The sequence below is a fragment of the Ignavibacteriota bacterium genome (genome assembly GCA_016707525.1).
Lineage (GTDB): Bacteria > Bacteroidota > Ignavibacteria > UBA10030 > UBA6906 > JAGDMK01.
Window position 1 is genome coordinate 474,056 of the sequence record JADJHP010000002.1, and the last position, 17,998, is coordinate 492,053.

Annotated in this window: 10 protein-coding genes; 9 read left to right on the top strand and 1 reads right to left on the bottom strand. The window is 61.4% G+C overall.

Features of this window, described 5'->3' with window-relative positions; genetic code table 11:
• The first annotated feature begins 28 nt into the window (after positions 1 to 28).
• On the top strand, positions 29 to 865 hold the full coding sequence (locus IPI01_05680) for a hypothetical protein (GenBank protein ID MBK7257289.1): 837 nt from the start codon (positions 29 to 31) through the stop codon (positions 863 to 865).
• Between the two features lie 30 nt (positions 866 to 895).
• Entirely contained in the window at positions 896 to 3,448 is a 2,553-nt protein-coding gene (locus tag IPI01_05685; protein MBK7257290.1) for a choice-of-anchor D domain-containing protein, read from the top strand.
• A 16-nt stretch (positions 3,449 to 3,464) separates the two neighbouring features.
• Here the strand turns inward: IPI01_05685 and IPI01_05690 are convergent, their stop codons facing one another.
• Entirely contained in the window at positions 3,465 to 4,352 is an 888-nt protein-coding gene (locus IPI01_05690; protein MBK7257291.1) for a hypothetical protein, read from the bottom strand.
• A gap of 701 nt (positions 4,353 to 5,053) precedes the next feature.
• On the opposite strand from IPI01_05690, the gene IPI01_05695 reads away from it, so the two are divergent.
• The 7 genes from IPI01_05695 (at position 5,054) to IPI01_05725 (ending at position 17,904) form a co-directional block, all read left to right on the top strand.
• Positions 5,054 to 5,560 (top strand): hypothetical protein, encoded by a 507-nt coding sequence (locus tag IPI01_05695; GenBank protein ID MBK7257292.1) that lies wholly within the window; start codon positions 5,054 to 5,056, stop codon positions 5,558 to 5,560.
• Between the two features lie 50 nt (positions 5,561 to 5,610).
• On the top strand, positions 5,611 to 10,809 hold the full coding sequence (locus IPI01_05700) for a right-handed parallel beta-helix repeat-containing protein (GenBank protein MBK7257293.1): 5,199 nt from the start codon (positions 5,611 to 5,613) through the stop codon (positions 10,807 to 10,809).
• Positions 10,806 to 13,991 (top strand): SpoIIE family protein phosphatase, encoded by a 3,186-nt coding sequence (locus tag IPI01_05705; protein MBK7257294.1) that lies wholly within the window; start codon positions 10,806 to 10,808, stop codon positions 13,989 to 13,991. Before IPI01_05700 ends, IPI01_05705 begins: the two co-directional genes overlap by 4 nt.
• Complete coding sequence (locus IPI01_05710; protein ID MBK7257295.1) at positions 13,988 to 14,449, top strand: ATP-binding protein; 462 nt, start codon at positions 13,988 to 13,990, stop codon at positions 14,447 to 14,449. Before IPI01_05705 ends, IPI01_05710 begins: the two co-directional genes overlap by 4 nt.
• Positions 14,450 to 14,452: 3 nt before the next feature.
• Positions 14,453 to 14,809, top strand: a complete 357-nt coding sequence (locus IPI01_05715) for an STAS domain-containing protein (protein MBK7257296.1) — start codon at positions 14,453 to 14,455, stop codon at positions 14,807 to 14,809.
• A 651-nt stretch (positions 14,810 to 15,460) separates the two neighbouring features.
• The gene (locus IPI01_05720; GenBank protein ID MBK7257297.1) at positions 15,461 to 16,345 is read left to right on the top strand and encodes a PP2C family protein-serine/threonine phosphatase; all 885 of its coding nucleotides are present in this window, start codon (positions 15,461 to 15,463) and stop codon (positions 16,343 to 16,345) included.
• Positions 16,346 to 17,136: 791 nt separating this feature from the next.
• On the top strand, positions 17,137 to 17,904 hold the full coding sequence (locus IPI01_05725) for a class I SAM-dependent methyltransferase family protein (GenBank protein ID MBK7257298.1): 768 nt from the start codon (positions 17,137 to 17,139) through the stop codon (positions 17,902 to 17,904).
• Positions 17,905 to 17,998: the final 94 nt, after the last annotated feature.

The window sequence follows — 17,998 nt, forward strand, 5'->3', positions numbered from 1 at the left end:
GTTCATCGGAAGAGGAGTGCAAGCGGACGTGAACAAGAAGGTAAAGGTCGAACCGGAAGAGATCTCGCAGAGTGAACTGACCTATCTCCTGGACAGTACCGCGGCCAGTGACACGCTGATGGTCTCATTCGCCGTGTTCCCGGCCCAGGGAGGTAAGTCCGCTTTCGATTTCAGGCGTGCGACGTCTCCGCTCGGCGTGAAGCGGTTGTTCCTCCGCGATCCGAACATGATGTGGTATCAGAAGGGCACGCCGGGGATCGGTGATGATGTCCCCGCCGTCGCAGATTTTATCAGGAAGATCATCGCGCAGGAAGGCGTGAAGCGCGTGGTGATGATCGGCAACTCGGGCGGTGGGTTCTCCGCGTTGTTGTTCGGCGCTCTGGTCGGGGTGGAGGAGATCCACGCGTTCAATCCGCCGACCCGGCTCCGGGGGCCGGATGATACGAGTGCCCCGGAGCAACTGCAGGCTCTGGAGGCGGAGAAGGGGAAGGATATCCCCTACCTTGACATCCGCGAAGTCTTCCGGAAACATCTGAAGCCGGAAACAAAGGTCTACATTCATTACTCGCGTGGTGAGAGCCGCGACAAACGGCACGCAAAGTATCTCCGCGAGTTCCCGAACGTCCGCCTGGTTGAGTACCCGTTCGTCAGTCATCACGTGGCCCGGTTCTTTGCCGAGAGGTCGATGCTGACCCCCCTCCTGGCCGCCGCGGCAAGAGGCGATGCGGAGGGCGTGAACCAGACGACGCGCACCATGTTCTGGACCGCGCTTCCCTGGTATCCTACGGGGCGCATCGGGTGGTTTTTCGGAAAAGCATTCTCAAAGATCAAGCGCACGTTCATGAACGGCCCCTCGGGCCGGTAATACGATCTGTCAGATCGACGAAAGGATACGATGGCATCGGTACTCAGGAGTGGAAAGGGTAGTGTGGGCAGGATCCGGCGGTCCGTTCTTGCGTTCGTCGCCATCTGCGTCATGTCATCGTTCGCCCGTGCAGCCGACGGCACGGTATTCCGTCTCGTCGTGCTCGGTTCATCCACGGCAGCAGGCGAGGTTGCCCGTCCGCTGGACAGTTCATGGGTGAACAAGTACAAGCTCTATCTTGGCACGGTCTTTCAGAATTACGAGGTCGTCAACCTCGCGGTGGGGGGATACACGACGTTCAACGTCATGCCTACCGGATATGTCCGTCCTTACCCGTATGACACGTCCGCCGCGCTTGCCGTGGCGCCGAACAACAACATCACCAAAGCCCTCTCGCTGAACCCATCGCTCATTCTCGTGAACATGCCGACGAATGACTCCTACCGGTTCATTCCGGTGAGCCAGCAGATGGCGAACTTCGATGCGATCGTGGATGCTGCCGTCAATGCGGGCGTGCCCATCTATGTGAGCACATCGCAGCCGCGGAATGAAAGCCAGTTCGTCCGGAACCTTCTGATCGACCTGAAGAATCAGGTTGTGAGTCACTTTGCCGGCAGGGCGCTGGATTTCTGGACCGGGATCGCGAATGCCGATGGCACGATCAACGCTCAGTACGATGGTGACGGTGGCACGCATCTCAATAATGCCGGCCATGTGGTCCTTTTCCAGCGCACTGTGGAATCCGTGCAGCTTCCGATGCCGTTCACCGCTTCTCCGGGTCAGCTTGCGTTCGGCAACCGCACCACGGGTGTGGGAACGACGCTCAGCGTAATGGTCGATAATCCCTCGTCGTCCACTCTGACGTTCGACAACATCTCCACCGGTACCGGTACCTTCGTCTCGAACCGGAGCAGCGCCACGGTACTCCCTCAGGGGTCCTTCACCATCCAGGTGACGTTCACGCCGCCTTCGATCGGATCATATTACGACACGCTGTACCTGCACAACAATTCCTCGGTCGTGATGGTCAAGGTTCCCCTGAGCGGTTCGGCCACCGCACCGTCCGTCCAGGCGTTCCCGTCGTCGCTCGCATTCGGTGAAGTGAACAAGGCCACCGGATCCACCCTCCGGCTTGCCCTCAGGAACAACGACGTGAATGCGGGATCGATCACGTCGGTGTCGAGCCTGTCCGGACAATTCAGTGCGTCGCCGGCGACGGGTACCATCCCGAATGCGGATTCTCTCATCCTGATGGTCACATTCGGCCCCTCCGGGTACGGGCCGGTGTCCGACACGCTGCGCTTGTTCGGCGTGGTCGCCGGCGGCGTGGTGAAAGTGCCGGTGTCCGGCAGTTCACCCATCCCGGTGCTGAGCCCATCCTCCGCATCTCTCGATTTTGGCGATATCTCCCTGGCGGTGCCGAAGACACTGGACCTCACCTTGAGCAACACGACGATCAATGATCTCGTGATCGATGCCATGGCGAATTCCAATGGGGCGTTCTTCGTGGACCCGGCGAGTGCGACGATCGGTTCGCACGGGTCGGTCGTCGTGCATGTCACGTTCGCGCCGTCAGGGTTCGGGACAGCAGTGGATACCCTGCAGGTGATCAGCAACGCCTCCGGTTCCCCGTTGCGGATCCCGCTGCGCGGGCGCGTGCCGGTACCAGGGTTGTCGCTTTCACGGGCATCGATCGCTTTTCCCATGCTCGGACAAACGGAAGCGGCTGTTCGCTATCTGTATCTGCGCAATGCGGGCCTCAGCCCGATCACCGTGTCCTCGATCGCCGGACACACGGAACATTTCTCGTCCGCCACAGCACTCCCCGTGATCGTCCAGGCACAGGACAGTGCTCTGGTGGGCATCCGCTTCGCGCCGAAGGCCGCAGGTGAGCTTCGCGACACCCTTGCGATCGTGACGAACGCCAACTCCGCGGAACTGGTCGTCAGCGGCTCCTCACCGGTGTCGTTCCTTCGCAGCACATCTGCCCTGGTGGACTTTGGCAGCACGATGACAGGAGCCACATCCTGGAAACCCTGCGTGCTGCGCGTGCAGAGCGCCGATATCAACTTCACGATCGCGGTGGACTCTGTGCGGGTGGCCGGCTCGATCTTCGGAGTCAGCGGTTTTCCCGGTCGGACGTTGCTCAAGCCCGCCGACAGCCTCAAGGTGGTCATCGCATTCTCACCGGTGGTGCTGGCGACCTATGCAGAGACGCTCCTCGTCTACAATGATTCCTATGTGAGCGTGTTACGCATCCCGTTGACAGGGAAGGGCGATACGTATACGGATGCCGCGCCGGTCGCGTCTGGCGAGCCGGGGGTCTTCGCGCTGCTTCAGAATTTCCCGAATCCCTTCAATCCGTCCACAGAGATAGCGTTCGTTCTGGAAAAGGCAGCGAGGGTCTCACTGCGGGTGTACGACCTCCTCGGTCGTGAGGTTGCCGTACTGCAGGATGGATGGCGTGACGCAGGCACATATCAGGTGCGGTTCGATGCCGCCGGTATGCCGAGCGGGATGTACGTCTATCGGCTGCGCACAGGCGAGCACAACGCTGTGCGCAGAATGCTTCTCATGAGATGACCGCCCCCGGGGAGCCTTACTGGCCGTTCCAACCGACCAGGCGGGCCCAGAGCCACCAGGCAGCATAGGCTTTCTGATTCGCGTTGAGGGGCTGCGTGTGCGCGGCCCCGCAATTGTACCACTCCCCCGGATGAGCGGCCTGCCACGCTGTCGCCCAATTCTTGTCCCTCGAACCGTTCCCGTCGCTGTCGTAATCGCAGTTGTCGTTCGGCGACTTGTCGCCGAAGTACGTACCGCTCGGATCGTAGGATTCGATCGCCTCGAAATCGTAGAGAGCCTTCTTGTTGTCCCTGCAGTAGGCACGGATCTGCTCATTCCGTATGTGCAGGTTCCCCCGCAAGCCGGTCCCGTCCAGATGCCCCGTCATATAAATGAAGTGAACGTTGGGGTACGCCTTCTCCAATCCGCTCATCAGCGACAGGTAGGTGTCGATGTCCGCCGCCGATGCTGAGCTCACCTGCCCGCACCACGACCAGAGGATGACATTGATGTCCGTATGCGCGTCGAGATAGGAACGGGTTGCGCTTGCCCAGGCGGTGAAGTCAGGATTGCCGAGATCGGAAGCCCCGGCGAATGGCGTATCATGCAGGATGAGCGCACTGTCCGTTCCGGCCGGATCCACGGCGTACTTCGCCCCGCGACTGTACGCCAGCCCCTGCATGCCGTCGATGAGCTGGCTTCCGTGGGACGTGTGGCCATAGGCGATCCGCAGTTCGCGCTTTGCTTTGCGGATGTAGAGGTCGGGGATGGATGCCAGTTGCGTTGATTGATGGTCGACCAGGATCGTTTCGTGGGGAAGCGTGCTGAGCCCGCCCGCATCCGTCGCGGTGTCCTTGCAGGCGGAAACTCCCACCATGGTTGCCAGTGTGAGGACCGATGTGATGACCGTGTGCCGCAGATCCATATATACCTCCGTTTGTCTGGATCCCCCCCTCTGGGGAGAACGGGTCTCCATGAAAATGTACGACCGCAGTGTTGAAAGAACAAGTCCTGTGCCGCTCCGGGTGGCGTTTCCGGGGGTGTTTCGTGAGACCGATGTGCGTTCATGCGCCCTGGCACAACATGCCGGACCGGGAGGGCGTACATTCATACAGCACATCCTACAGGAGCTGACGTGGACACTCTGCCTCTCATTCTTCTCTCGCTCGTCGGATATTCGGTCTTCGTATTGCTCTTCATCCGTTTCGTCGGCATGTTGCGGAACAAGGACAACGCGATGACCCCGCGTTGAGTACGATGATTTTTTGCGATTCTCCGTGTCCGGCACGGAGAAGAGTCGTATTGCATATGAAATAGCGTTTCTTTTGTGCCTCAATGCACCTCCCGCCCTTGACATTGAGGGCTGAAATTTCTAACCTTCTCGCGTACCACCTGTTCTTTCCTCATCGCAGTCCATTGTCCGAGAAGGGTTCCACCGCATGGCTTTCAACCTGTGGGTAGAACGTCCATTTGATCTCTTCCCGGCATCACGCCTTCGTGACCCGATCCTGATCTTCTCCGGTCCCACCGTCCTTGGTGGCGTTCCTGTTGTACCATCCCGACCATCCCGTAACTCCCGAATTCTCACTAATGAACGAACGTCCACTCACCATGGAGCACCGATCCATGCCCCTGCGCATACCACCGCGTCACTTGGTCACCATGCTGTTCGCCCTGACCGTCCTCCTATCCACAGCGCGCTCCCAGGAGCGCGAACTCAAGACCTCTGAACTGACACACCAGGCCGATGTTGTTGTGCTCGGGAGGGTCGCTGATGTTCGCTCCGCGTGGAACCGCGACAGGACCCGTATTCAGACCGCGGTCACCGTTACCATCGATCAATCATTGAAAGGCACGCCAGGGGGTGGCTCGGTCACGATCCTGACACCCGGGGGCGAGGTGGATGGCGTGGGAGAGTACTACAGTCATACGGCCCGGTTCAAGAAGGACGAGGATGTGGTGGTGTTCGCCCGGAAGGCCGCCAGCGGAGAGCTGCGGGTGACGGGTGGGGAGCAGGGCAAGGTTGCAGTGAGAAAAGATGAAGTCACCGGTGCCAGGATGGTTGCCGGAGATATGACGCTGGATGCGTTCATCGCGCGTGTCAAGGGACAGACGACCGACGTCACGAAGTGACCGGCGCTCTTCCTGTTCCACCCCACGATCCGCACATCCAGGAGTCAGAGATGAAAAGAGCTCTCATCGTAGTGGCCGCGCTTCTCATGTTCATGCCGGCATCGGGTTCTGCGCAGACCTCACACCGCACGGTTCTCCTTCCGTTCCTCGCAAAGAAGTACACCTATCAATTCGCGAAATCAGGTGCTTCGGTCACCGCGAAATTCTACAAGCTCGGCAGTGATACCGGTACCGGTTGGACCAGAGGCGACGGGGCCTTCGGCACGCTCAATAATACCTCCTCACCTCCTTGTCCCCTGAACGACACGGCGCACATCAAAACGATCTGGCCGTCCTCCCGTGACCTCCTTATCCGCCGTCATCTCTCGATCCCGGCCGGGGCCAGGAATGTCGTGATCAAGGTGGCTCTCGACAATGGTGTTCGCGTGTACTTCAACGGGAAGGATGTGTGTGGTGGCGAACGGGAGCACAACTCCTGTGCGACCGCGGAGGGAGACATCATCATCGCGGTTCCTGACAGCCTTCTCCGGGCCGGCGACAACCTGCTGGCGGTGCGCGGGGAATGGGAAAGCTCCAAGAGTTACCTCGACCTGACCGTCGAGGGCGATGTCGCCTACACCATCGACGCATCGGCGGGCACCGGCGGCACCATCACGCCGTCAGGCCGCCTGACCATCTACGCCGGCGCGAGTGCCTCCTTCCGCATCACGCCTCAAACAGGAATGCATGTCGATAGCTTGATCGTCGATGGTGCGCCGGTCACGCCGGACACCGCGTACACCTTCGCCGCCGTGGGTGCGAACCACGCCATCCGGGCGACATTCAGCGTGAACTACTATTCGTTGTCGACCGCGGTCGACCCTCCGGCTGCCGGATCTGTTACTGTGTCTCCTGCTTCCGGTCCGTATATCCACGGCTCCGCGGTGACCATGACGGCATTCGCAGCAACCGGGTATCATTTCGAAGGTTGGTCGGGCGATACCACCGCATCGGACAATCCGTTGACGGTCACTCTGCTTGCCAATCGCACGCTCACCGCGCGTTTCGCTGCCAACATGCAGCAGACCTTCCCGGTCTCGAGTTTGAGTGACAGCGGACCCGGCTCACTGCGTTCTGCGATCGAACAGGCCAATACGAATCCGGGGACGGATGTCATCACCTTCGGCGGCGGAGTGAGCGGAACGATCTCCCTGCTGACCCCTCTTCCGATCCTTGCGGATGCCATTGTCGTGCAGGGGGCAACGGATGGGAACGGCATCCCTCTCGTCACCGTGCAGCCATCGCCGTCGTTCACCCCCTCCTCCGCGGCGCCGGATGGGCTGCAATTCTCCGGCGTGTTCCTTCGCTGGGGATACACTCCGGCGAAGACAACGCTGCATGGACTCCGCATCTCCGGGTTCAGCGGCTCGGGCGTCGTGATCCTCAGCGACAGCAATCGGATCGAAGGTTGCGAGATCACCGGCAACGGCGGTGATGGGGTCACGGTGTACGGAGGGAACGGAAATACGATCGGCGGCACGTCCGCCGGTACGGCGAACCGTATCCACCACAACGGCGGCAATGGCGTTGCGGTACGGCAGGCGTTGGCCACCGGCTTCCCCTCCGGGAACGCGGTGCTCGGCAATGAGATCCATGGGAACGGCGCACTGGGTATCGATCTCGGCTCCGCCGGTGTGACGGCGAACCGTTATCAGCCGGGGCCCTCCCGGATCGAACAGCGTCCGCCGGTACCACCCGCGGTGAACTATGCGCAGAACTATCCCATTCTGTTCTATGCCTCCATCGCAGGGAGTGCTCCAGCCTCGTCCATTCAGGGTTCGCTCCTGAACTGGCCCAACAGCACGTTCAGGATCGAGTTCTACGTCAACGATACCACGGATGATGCCGGCTACGGTGAAGGACGAAGGCTCGCGGGCGTCCAATCCGTGACAACGAACGATACCGGTTACGCGTGGTTCGAAGCTGCGGTGGCGCCTCTTGCATGGGGACAGTACGTCACCGCCACGGCAACGGATGCGGCAGGGAACACGTCGGAATTTGCGGCCGATCTGCCTGTCGGCGTGCGGACGCGTCACTTCGGTGACGGATTCGTCGTGAACACGACACTCGCCGGGATCCCGTTGCACTGGCCGGGTGGGAACGGTTCGTATGCCATCAGCCCGAGCGTTCAGGACCCTGCACTCCGCTCCATGATCGAGCAGGGGTTTGCGACCTGGAACGCGTTGTCCGGAACGACAAGCAAAGGCGCACCCTGGCGGTTGAACTACACGCCCGCGACGTCTGCCTCGAACCAGTATGGCGGTTCGCCGGATGGCCTCAATAATGTGGTCTGGATAACAGAAGACTGGTCCGCGGTGACAGGTGCCGATGAGAATGTGATCGCGGTGACGCGCGTCCGGTACAACGCCCTGAACGGCGAAATGACCGATGTGGACATCGCGTTCAACGCCAGGAGCGCAACGAATCCCGGCGGCTTTGAATTCGGGGAATCGCAGGTGGACGACCCCGATGGCACGATCCGCGATCTCTCGAATGTCGCGGTACATGAGATCGGGCACTACGGTGGATTGGGAGATATCTATGACCCGGGCTACCCGCCGTACGTGCCCGCCATGGGATCGGGCAACGGGGATTGGACGATGTACGGCATCATCCGGGGAAGTGAGCTCAAGAAGCGGACACTGGAAGCGCCGGACCGGAATGGGATCTCGTACATCTATGAGAATGCACCGCCGGGGCGCATCGACCTGATGCTGGTCTTCGATGGTTCCACGGACTATGTCTCGTCGTACGGTGCATTCGATGCAGGCAAGAACGCGGCCGTCGAACTCGTCCAGCGCATGGGCGTGGGGGACCGCGTTGGCGTCGTGCAGTTGCCGTCGACGCTGGTGCTGGGGCTGCGTGAGATCACCGCGGACTCGACGTCACGCCTCGCGGTGATCACTGCGATCAGAGGACTGACGCCGGGAGGAACGAGCGGCATCGGGGCCGGATTGCAGACGGCTCTCTCGCAACTGAGTGCAACCCCCGGGGGCATCCGGGCAATGATGCTGTTCAGCGCCGGCGAGGAGAGCGGCAGTCCCTCCGCGGTCAGTGTCATCCCGTCGCTGGTCGCCGCGGACAGCACGCGCCTCTTCACGCTCGGCTTCGGGTCGAGCCCGGGTTACGCGCAGGAACTCAGCAGCTCGCTGGCGAACGGTACGGGCGGGGCGTACTACCTGACCACGCCCGCGGATCTCGATCTCGCCGTGAAGGAAATGTGGAACCGGTTGAACAGCCTGCAACTGATCGGGTTCACGACGTTCGCCTCGAATCTTCCCGGCTTCAACTGGCAGGGCGGGTTCAACTATCAGGGCGGATTCAATTACCAGGGTGGATTCAACTATCAGGGTGGGTTCAACTGGCAGGGTGGTTTCAACTGGCAGGGTGCGGTGGATGAAGGAACCCTGACGCTGCTTCCCGGCTTCAACTGGCAGGGGAGTTCCGGTGATCTGGCGCTTGTGCCCCCGCAGGATGGATTGGTCGTTCCGACAGCGCCACCGTACACGATCCCGCAGCAGTATGCGATCATCACCCCCACGGATTGGGACAAGTACCCTTCGCCGAATCCGTTCTTCACGAGCATCCGCTACGTGAAGGGAGAGACGTACAGCTTCTACGAGATCACCAATCCGAAGCCCGGCGTGTGGACGCTCATTCCGGCCGGTGATGCCGCGAACCCGGTGGAGGCCGAGCAACTCGATCTGACCCTTGTCGGGGTTGCCGACGTGACGATGCAGACATACCTGCCGGCCACGACATTCCAGCCAGGCGCTACCATCGGGATGCAGGTGAACCTGTCGCACGGCGGGCTCTCGATAAGCGGCGAGCACATCGCCGGTGGGTCGGTCATCAATGACGCTCAGGTCGAGGCGGTGGTCCTCCTCCCGGATTCTTCGGCGACGGAGATCGTGGCGCTTGCGCCGATGGGCAATGGACTCTACCAGGGGCCTTTCACGTCGACCAGCACGCCGGGGACGTACAACATCTCCATCCGTGCCGCGGGGAACATCTCGGTGTCGGGCCCGGCAGGCCCGGTGACCATGGCGTTCACCCGTCAGCGTGAACAGTCGGTCTACGTGATCTCCCCGTTCGTACCCGATGCGGTCCTCTTCGCGTCACGCTCCGTGACTCTCGGAGATCACTCCGTTGTGCAGACGGGCAGCATCATCGCGAACCAGGCGGGCGGCTCGGTGAAGCTGGGCGATGATGTACGGACCCCCGGGAAGTACAATATCAAGGCGGACAGGATCACGCTCGAAGATAGTGCCAGGGTAGCCGGCAATGTGTACTACAATCAATTGAGCAATGAGGGGACGATCCTCGGGACCCGGACGACGCCCATCGCGCTGCCGGTCGTTGCCGCGCTTCCGACGTTCCTCATGGCGAATCCCGGCACCGCGGATGTGAAGGTCTCGAACGGTGGGAGCAAGAGCATTGCGCCCGGGCGGTACAGGGATGTGACCGTCGGTTCGTCGGGGAGTCTGACGCTGAACGGGGCGGGGACGTATGACTTCCGCTCGATCCGGCTTCAGTCCGGTGCGAAACTCTACTTCACCGGCGCTTCGAGGGTACGGGCTTCGCTCTGGTTCCGCGCCGACCAGGGGACGTATGTCGGGCCGAAGAACGGAAGCATGATCACGGAATCCGACATCGTGTTCTATGTCGCCGGAACGGATGCGCAATCGTCGTACACCACATCCGTGAATCTCGGACCGGCGATCACGCTCTACGCGAACGTGTATGCACCGAACGGTACTCTGTGGCTGCAGTCGAATACCAGGGCCACCGGCGCGTATGTCGGGAAGGATGTCCGGGTTGATGAGTGTGTCGACCTTACGCTCGGAACGAGCTTCACCGGTCTGGCCAGGCCGGGAGCGGACGGATGGACGAAGGCGCCGGGCGAGGACGTGGTCACGGCAGAGGTGCCGCAGAGCGTCGTCCTGGACCAGAACTATCCGAACCCGTTCAACCCCAGCACGCAGATCCGGTACGGCCTGCCGCACCAGGGGCACGTGGTGCTCACCATTCACAACATCCTCGGCCAGGAGGTCGCACGGCTTGTGGATGAGGTGCAGGCCGAAGGCTTCCATGAGGTACGCTGGAACGGCACGAATCATTCCGGCACCATCGTGGGCTCGGGCGTGTACTTCTTCCGTCTGCGATCGGACGGCCTCACCGAGAACAGGAGGATGTTGCTGCTGAAATGATGCCCTCCAGCACGCGATCCCTCTTCGTTGTCCTCTCTGTGCTTGCAGGAACGGTGCTGGGTACCAGCACCGTTCTGCATGCACAGGACGGACTGGTTTTCTCTCATTTCGGTGTGCGCGATGGGCTCTCCCAGGGGTCCGTCAATTGCATCCTGCAGGACAGCAAGGGATTCGTGTGGATAGGGACGCAGGACGGCCTCAACAGATTCGACGGGTACACATGCAAGATCTATAAGCATGACCCCGCGGACCCGCGCACGATCAATGACAACTGGGTGCTGACTATCGCTGAGGATTCCGCCGGCGTCCTCTGGGTCCGCACCATGAACGGTGCGATGCTGAACAGGTTCGATCGTGTGAGCGAGTCCTTCTCGCCGGTGCCGCGCGACAGCGTCCGGCACACAATGGTGCAGAGCAACAGCGTCAAGGCCGAGCATGATGATCCTGATGGCACCCGCTGGCGTGGGACTCTCGGCGGCGGCCTGACACGCACGGATCCCCGCACCGGTGCAACAACGACGTACAAGCATGACCTGAAGGATCCGGCGAGCCTGATCGACGACCGGGTGTATTCGATCCATCGCGACCGGAGCGGGACGCTCTGGGTCGGGACCCGCGAAGGGTTGGAGGAATTCCAACCGGCAACGGGGACGTTCCTGCATCATCGCCACGTCGACGGTGACCCGACAAGCCTGAGCGATAACTGGGTGTGGCCGATCCTGGAAGACCGTGCCGGCGATCTCTGGATAGGGACGTTCCGGGGAGGATTGAACAGGTTCGACCGCGCAACGAAAACCTTCACCCATTTCCGCCATGAGGAGAACGATCCGCGAAGCCTGGCTGGTGATCAGATCTATGCACTGTTCCAGGACCGGGCCGGCGTCATCTGGGTTGGCATGAATGACCATGGCGTGGACCGCTTCCATCCGGAGTTCGGTGCTTTCCACCACCTGTCGCACGACCCGGCCAACCCGAAGAGCCTGCAGGACAACAACATTCTCTCGATCACCGTCGGCAGGTCGGGTATTCCCTGGATCGGGACGCGGGGTGGGCTCGAACGCTATGACCGGGGGACGCGGGCGTTCACGCACTTCAGGAACGTTCCGGGCGATTCACGCAGCATTGGTGACAATCAGGCGCAGGTGTTACTCGAGGACTCCAGAGGGAACCTGTGGATCGGCATGGTCAGCAGCGGACTCGACCGTTACGATCGCAGTACCCGGACCTTCAGCCATTTTCGTCATGACCCGTCGAACCCCGGGAGTCTGAGCGACAACAGAGTCTATGCGCTCTGTGAGGACCGGGATGGGAAGATCTGGGTCGGCACCTATGGAGGCGGGTTGAACCTTCTGGACCCTGACAAGGGGTCGTTCGTGCGCTTCATGCACGCCGACTCGCTTCCCGGGAGTCTGAGTGCGCCGGGTGTGTTTGCGCTCGAGCTGGACCGCGATGGGGTGCTGTGGGTAGGGACGTTCGGCGGAGGGTTGGACAAATTCGACCGGGCCAGCAGGACCTTCCAACACTTCAAGCATGACCCCGCGGACGCATCCAGCCTCAGCGATGATCTTGTTGCGTGTCTGCACGAGGATGGCCGCGGGGTGTTGTGGGTGGGGACGGCCGGTGGATTGAACCGGCTTGACCGGGCAACGGGGAAGTTCACCGTGTACAGGCAGAAGCAGGGGTTGCCCAATGATGTGGTGTTTGGCATCGTGGAAGACCGGAGCGGGCATCTGTGGCTCAGCACCAATAAGGGCCTTGCGCGCTTCGACCCGGCCGCGGAGGCCTTCAGGAATTATGATTACAATGATGGGCTGCAGGGTGACGAGTTCAATCAGAACGCGTATGCGCGGGACCCGCTGACCGGCGAGATGTACTTCGGTGGAGGGAATGGCGTCACCGTGTTCCATCCGGACAGCGTCAGGCAGAACCCCTTCGTTCCACCGGTCGCATTCAGTGCGTTCACGCGCTATAATACGGATGATGAAGAGGGGATGCCCATCGAAGAGACCGGCATCGATGCGAAGGACGCCGTCACGCTGTCCTACAAGGACAATGTTGCTCAATTCACGTTCGCGGCGCTCAGCTACTATAACAGTGCGAAGAACAGGTATGCGTACCGGCTGGAAGGGTACAGCGACAACTGGATCCAGCTCGGGACGGAGCGGCGGGCCACCTTCACGAATCTCGATGGTGGCGACTACGTCCTGCGCGTCCGCGCTTCGAACAGCGACGGCGTGTGGAATGACGACGGGACCTCGTTGCGTGTGACGGTCATGCCCCCGTGGTGGAAGACCACGTGGGCGTACATTCTCTACGGGATCGTGTTCCTGTCGGTGCTGTACGGATTGCGCAGCTTTGAGTTGAACCGCCGCGAGCAGAAGGCGCTTGTGCGGGAATCGGAACTCCGGGCGAAGGCGGCGGAGGCCGAGAAGCGTGCCCTCGAGGCGGAGAATGAGCGGAAGACCAGGGAACTGGAGGACGCGCGCCGTTTGCAGTTGTCCATGCTGCCACAGGAAGTGCCGCAACTGCCCGGGTACGAGATCGCGGTGTTCATGCGTACCGCCACGGAAGTGGGTGGCGACTACTATGACTTCGTTCCGGGAGATGGGGGTGTCCTGAACGTCGGGTTCGGCGATGCAACGGGGCATGGGATGCAGGCGGGGACGATCGTGACGCTGATGAAGGGCCTCTTTCTTTCCGAGGCGGCACGCACGGGCATTCAGGCATTCTTCCATCATTGCAGCGCAACGATCAAAGGTATCCGACTGGGAAGGCTGTTCATGGCGTTCAGCCTGGTGAGGATCAACGGTTCGACGGTCGCGTTCTCCAGTGCGGGTATGCCGCCGGTCTTTCTGTACCGGCGATCAACGGGGGCCATTGAAGAGATGCAGCTGCGCGGCATGCCGCTCGGTGCCATGAAGAACGCGCCCTACGGGCTGCAGGAGATCACGATGGAGAGTGGGGATACGCTCCTTCTCCTTACGGACGGCCTGCCGGAGCAGAAGAATGCCTCGGGAGAAATGTTCGAGTACACGCGGGTGCAGCAAACGCTTGCGTCGGCCTGCCCGGGTGCTCCCCGTGCGGTCATCGACCAGCTTGTGCGCGCGGGAGAGTCGTGGATGGATGGCGTGCCGCTCGATGATGATATCACTCTGCTGGTGATCCAGAAGAAGGAGGGATGATGCGTACGACAGCGTCCAAAGACACGGTGACGGGAAAGGCCATGGCTGCGCCCATGACCTTGAAGATCGCCCTGCCCCGGGTCCCCGGCATCGAACTGGTGGCCCTGCAGGGGCTGGAGCATCTTGCCCACCATCTCGGGATCGCACCGGAGAAAGTGGGCGAAGCCCGCATCATCGTCACCGAGGCCATCATCAATGCCTTCGAACACGGCGGGCCGGAGACCACCGAAGTGCGTGTCGAATTCACTATGACCGCGGAGGAATTGACCATCCTCGTCCGCGATGCCGGCCGGGGCTTCGACCCGAAGGCCATGGTCGAACGCCCTTCCATCACGGCGAAGGGCATGCCATCGCGGCGCGGTTGGGGGATGAAGCTTATGCGTTCACTCTCGGACGGATTCGAGATCAGTTCGGGAAAAATGGGGACCACCATTACGATCACAAAACGGCTCAGCTGACCCATGGAGCAACCATTCAGTCTGACCTCAGAGGTCAGGGACAACCGGCTCATCATCACCACGAACGGCTATGTGAACAACATTGGCGGAGCGGCCATCGCGGACGAATTCCAGCGTCATTTTCTCGGTGGGGTGCGCCACGTGATCATCGACCTCGCGCTCTCCCGTGTGGTGAACTCGGTGGGGATGTCCTTCCTGATCGAGATCATCGAGAAACTCACCGAAACCGGCGGGCGGCTCGTGTTCACGAATCTCGATCCCTCGGTGGACAAGATGCTCGGCATCATGGGGTTGTATGACTTTGCCGGCAAGGAAGCGACGACCGAGGACGCGATCCGAACCCTGGCGATACGGTCCTGACTTCCGGGAAGGATTGACCCATGCAGGATTCCGTTGATGTGCATCATGTGACGTCCACGGGGATCGAGGATCCCCTGGACCTGACCTCGCTCGGGCAGGCGACCAGCCTTGCCGACATCGTCGGGCGTGTGCGTTCCGCTCTCGCTGCCCATTTCCGGATCGCGGGGGTTGATGTGCTGCTCCGGAGTGCGGATGGTGCCTGGGAGACCCTCGCTGGTTCGTCGCCCGTGGATGCGGCAACGATCCCGGCCGTTGAGGCGGGGCGTTCGAGCACGGTGCGATTCTGGTGCGAAGGCATGCAGGCGATCGCGGTGCAGTGCATGCACGACGGCCGGGCCCTGGCGGTGCGGGTCGACGGCCAGGCGGAAGGCCGGCGGTTCGATGCCCAGGATCTGCTGACGTTGCGCATGTCGCTGATGTCGGTGGCGGCTGCTTCGCCTGCGCTCCAGCACCGGAGGCATGAGAAAGAACTTGTCTTTGAGTTGAACCGGCGACTCCTGCAGCTCAACAGCCTGATCGATACCGGCATCGAGGTCGCGACCCTCGACCGATCGGTGTCGCCGTGCCTGCTCGCCCTTGAACGTGCCGTGGCGTTGACCAATGCCTCGCGCGGTACCGTGGTGGTGCGGCGGCGGGCAGAGATCTCCCGTGATGCCTTCCCGCCGGGATCGAGATGCGCTCCGCGCCGGCAGCACGTACAGGCTGCATTCGGAATTCGTGTTCCAGGGAGACCTGTACACGTTCGAGATCCTCGACAAGGAAACCCGCACCGGCATCCAGGGATTCGATGGGACGGACCGGTTGCTGCTGGATGCGCTCTCCCGTCAGGTCCAGGCCTCACTCGAGAACCGCTTTCTGTTGAAGCAGTCCCTGGAGAAGCAACGGATGGAGCAGGACATCGCCGTCGCCGCGTCGATCCAGCAGCGCATCCTGCCATCCGCGCTGCCGGAGATCACAGGCTACTCGCTCGCGGGGATCAACATCCCCTCGAAGTCTGTCGGCGGCGACTATTACGACTGCATTCCGTTGCAGGATGGCCGGTATCTGCTGGTGATCGCCGATGTGTCGGGGAAGGGGATCCCCGCTGCGTTGCTGGTCAGCAGCCTGCACGCGTACCTCTCTGCCTATCTTGAGAGCGCCTTCGCACTTGTTGATATCGCGGTGCGGTTGAATACTGCCATTCATCGTGCATCAACGGACGACAAATTCATCACGGCGTTCTTCGGCCTTCTGGATCCCGCGTCGGGAGCTGTGGAGTGCGTGAATGCAGGGCACAATACCATCTATTGCCGCCGGGCGGATGGTGGGATCGTGGATCTCTGCAAGGGGGGGATACCTCTGGGGATGCTCGATCTCGGGTTGCCGTATGAATCGGAGCAGATCACGCTCGGGCCGGGGGATCGCTTGTTGCTGTACACCGATGGGATCCCCGAGGCGCAGAATGGCGCGCAGGAACTGTACGATACCGATCATCCACTCCGGGACTACTTTGCGTCACACCTCCGGCCACCGCAGGGCCCTTCATCGATGCGTTGATGGAGCATGTGCGGAGTTTTGTCGGCGATGCACCGCAGGCCGACGACATCACCGCGCTCTACCTGATGCGCAGAGCATAGCCACCGCCCATACGTCTTCCAGCAAAGGGAACAGCGAATATCCATGGTCAGTCTCCTCGAAGTACTCCCGGAATATGTCCTCCATTGGCTTGTGCAGAATGGTACCGAACGTCGCGTGCAGGAGGGTGAGATCCTGCTCACCGCCGGGGCGGCGAACTCCTCGCTCTTCATCGTCCTGGACGGGCTGTTCGTGGCCCGGCTGCACGACCATGTCGGAGTCGGAAACGGATCATGCCAGCGCAGGAAGCCTGCTGGGAGAGTCGTCGTATTTCGGCGAGGGCACGGAACCGGTGACGTATGCAGCCGTCGAACCCTCGCTGGTGCTGGAGATCACCCGGGCGCGTTTCGAGGATAAGCTGGCATTCGATCACGGGTATGCCGCCGATCTCTTCCGGGCGTTGCTCCGCACGATCTCCAGGAAACTGCACCATGCGACCGTCAAGCGTGTGGCCGCATTGCGGGACCATCATGACGGACAGCCGGTCGCGCACGAAGTGCGCCGCACATCGGAAGCCATCGACCGGTTCAAGCAATCCATCGTCGCGCTGGACAAGGAAGCAATGAAGACCGGGGCTGTGGAGGAGGACAAGTACCAGCACTTCTTCGGGGGGGCGACCGAGATGATGCACCTGTGTCACAGTATCCTGGGCGAGGGCCTCTCCTCTTCCCGAGGCCACGCGCCTGCAACTTGGTGCGCGGCTGCAGGCGGAGATGCTCCCGTACATCCTCACGACGGAGACCGCCGACCGGTTCTATTCCAAGCCGCGCGGGTATGCGGGAGACTACATCGCCATCCAGCGGATCTACCAGAACCAACCAGGAGGGTCCAGCCGGCTCGGGCCCGTGATGGACCGGATGTTCCTTGAGATGCCGCCGTCGCTGGCCGTACGGAACAGGCGGAAACTCATTGCGGATGAGATCGTTGCAGCGGTGAAGGAACGGGGAGGGAAACCCGTGCGGGTGCTCTGTCTTGCATCGGGTCCGGCGACCGAAGTGTTCGATGCGTTCGCGGCCCTCGAGGACCGTACGTTGCTCAAGGCGACCTTGATGGACATCGATCTGCAGGCGCTGGCGTTCGTGGATGATCTGCGGACGCGTCACAGACTCACCGCGCAGATCACCCTCGTGAACGAGAACCTCATTGCGCTCTTCCTGGGCCGCTCGTCCGTGCGTCTCGAGCCGCAGGATCTTATCTATAGTATCGGGTTGATCGACTACCTGAACGACAAGCTGGTGGGGAAGCTGTTGCAGTTCGCGCATCAGAATCTCGCGCCAGGCGGGAAGGTCCTGCTCGGGAATTTCCATCCGAAAAATCCGGCGAAGGAGTTCATGGACTTCGTGCTCGAATGGAATCTCATCCACCGGACCGAGGCGGATATGCACAGGCTCTTCCGCGGGTCGCCTTTCGCCGAGGACTGCTCACGGATCCAGTTCGAGGCAGAGGGCGTCAATCTCTTTGCTGAGTGCGTGAAGCAATAGGGGAGAAGAAAGCAAGGCGGTCGAGCAAGGCGGGGGGGCGGATTCTCCGGGACCTGATCTCGTGGGGGATCGGTATGGTGTTTACGAAATACGT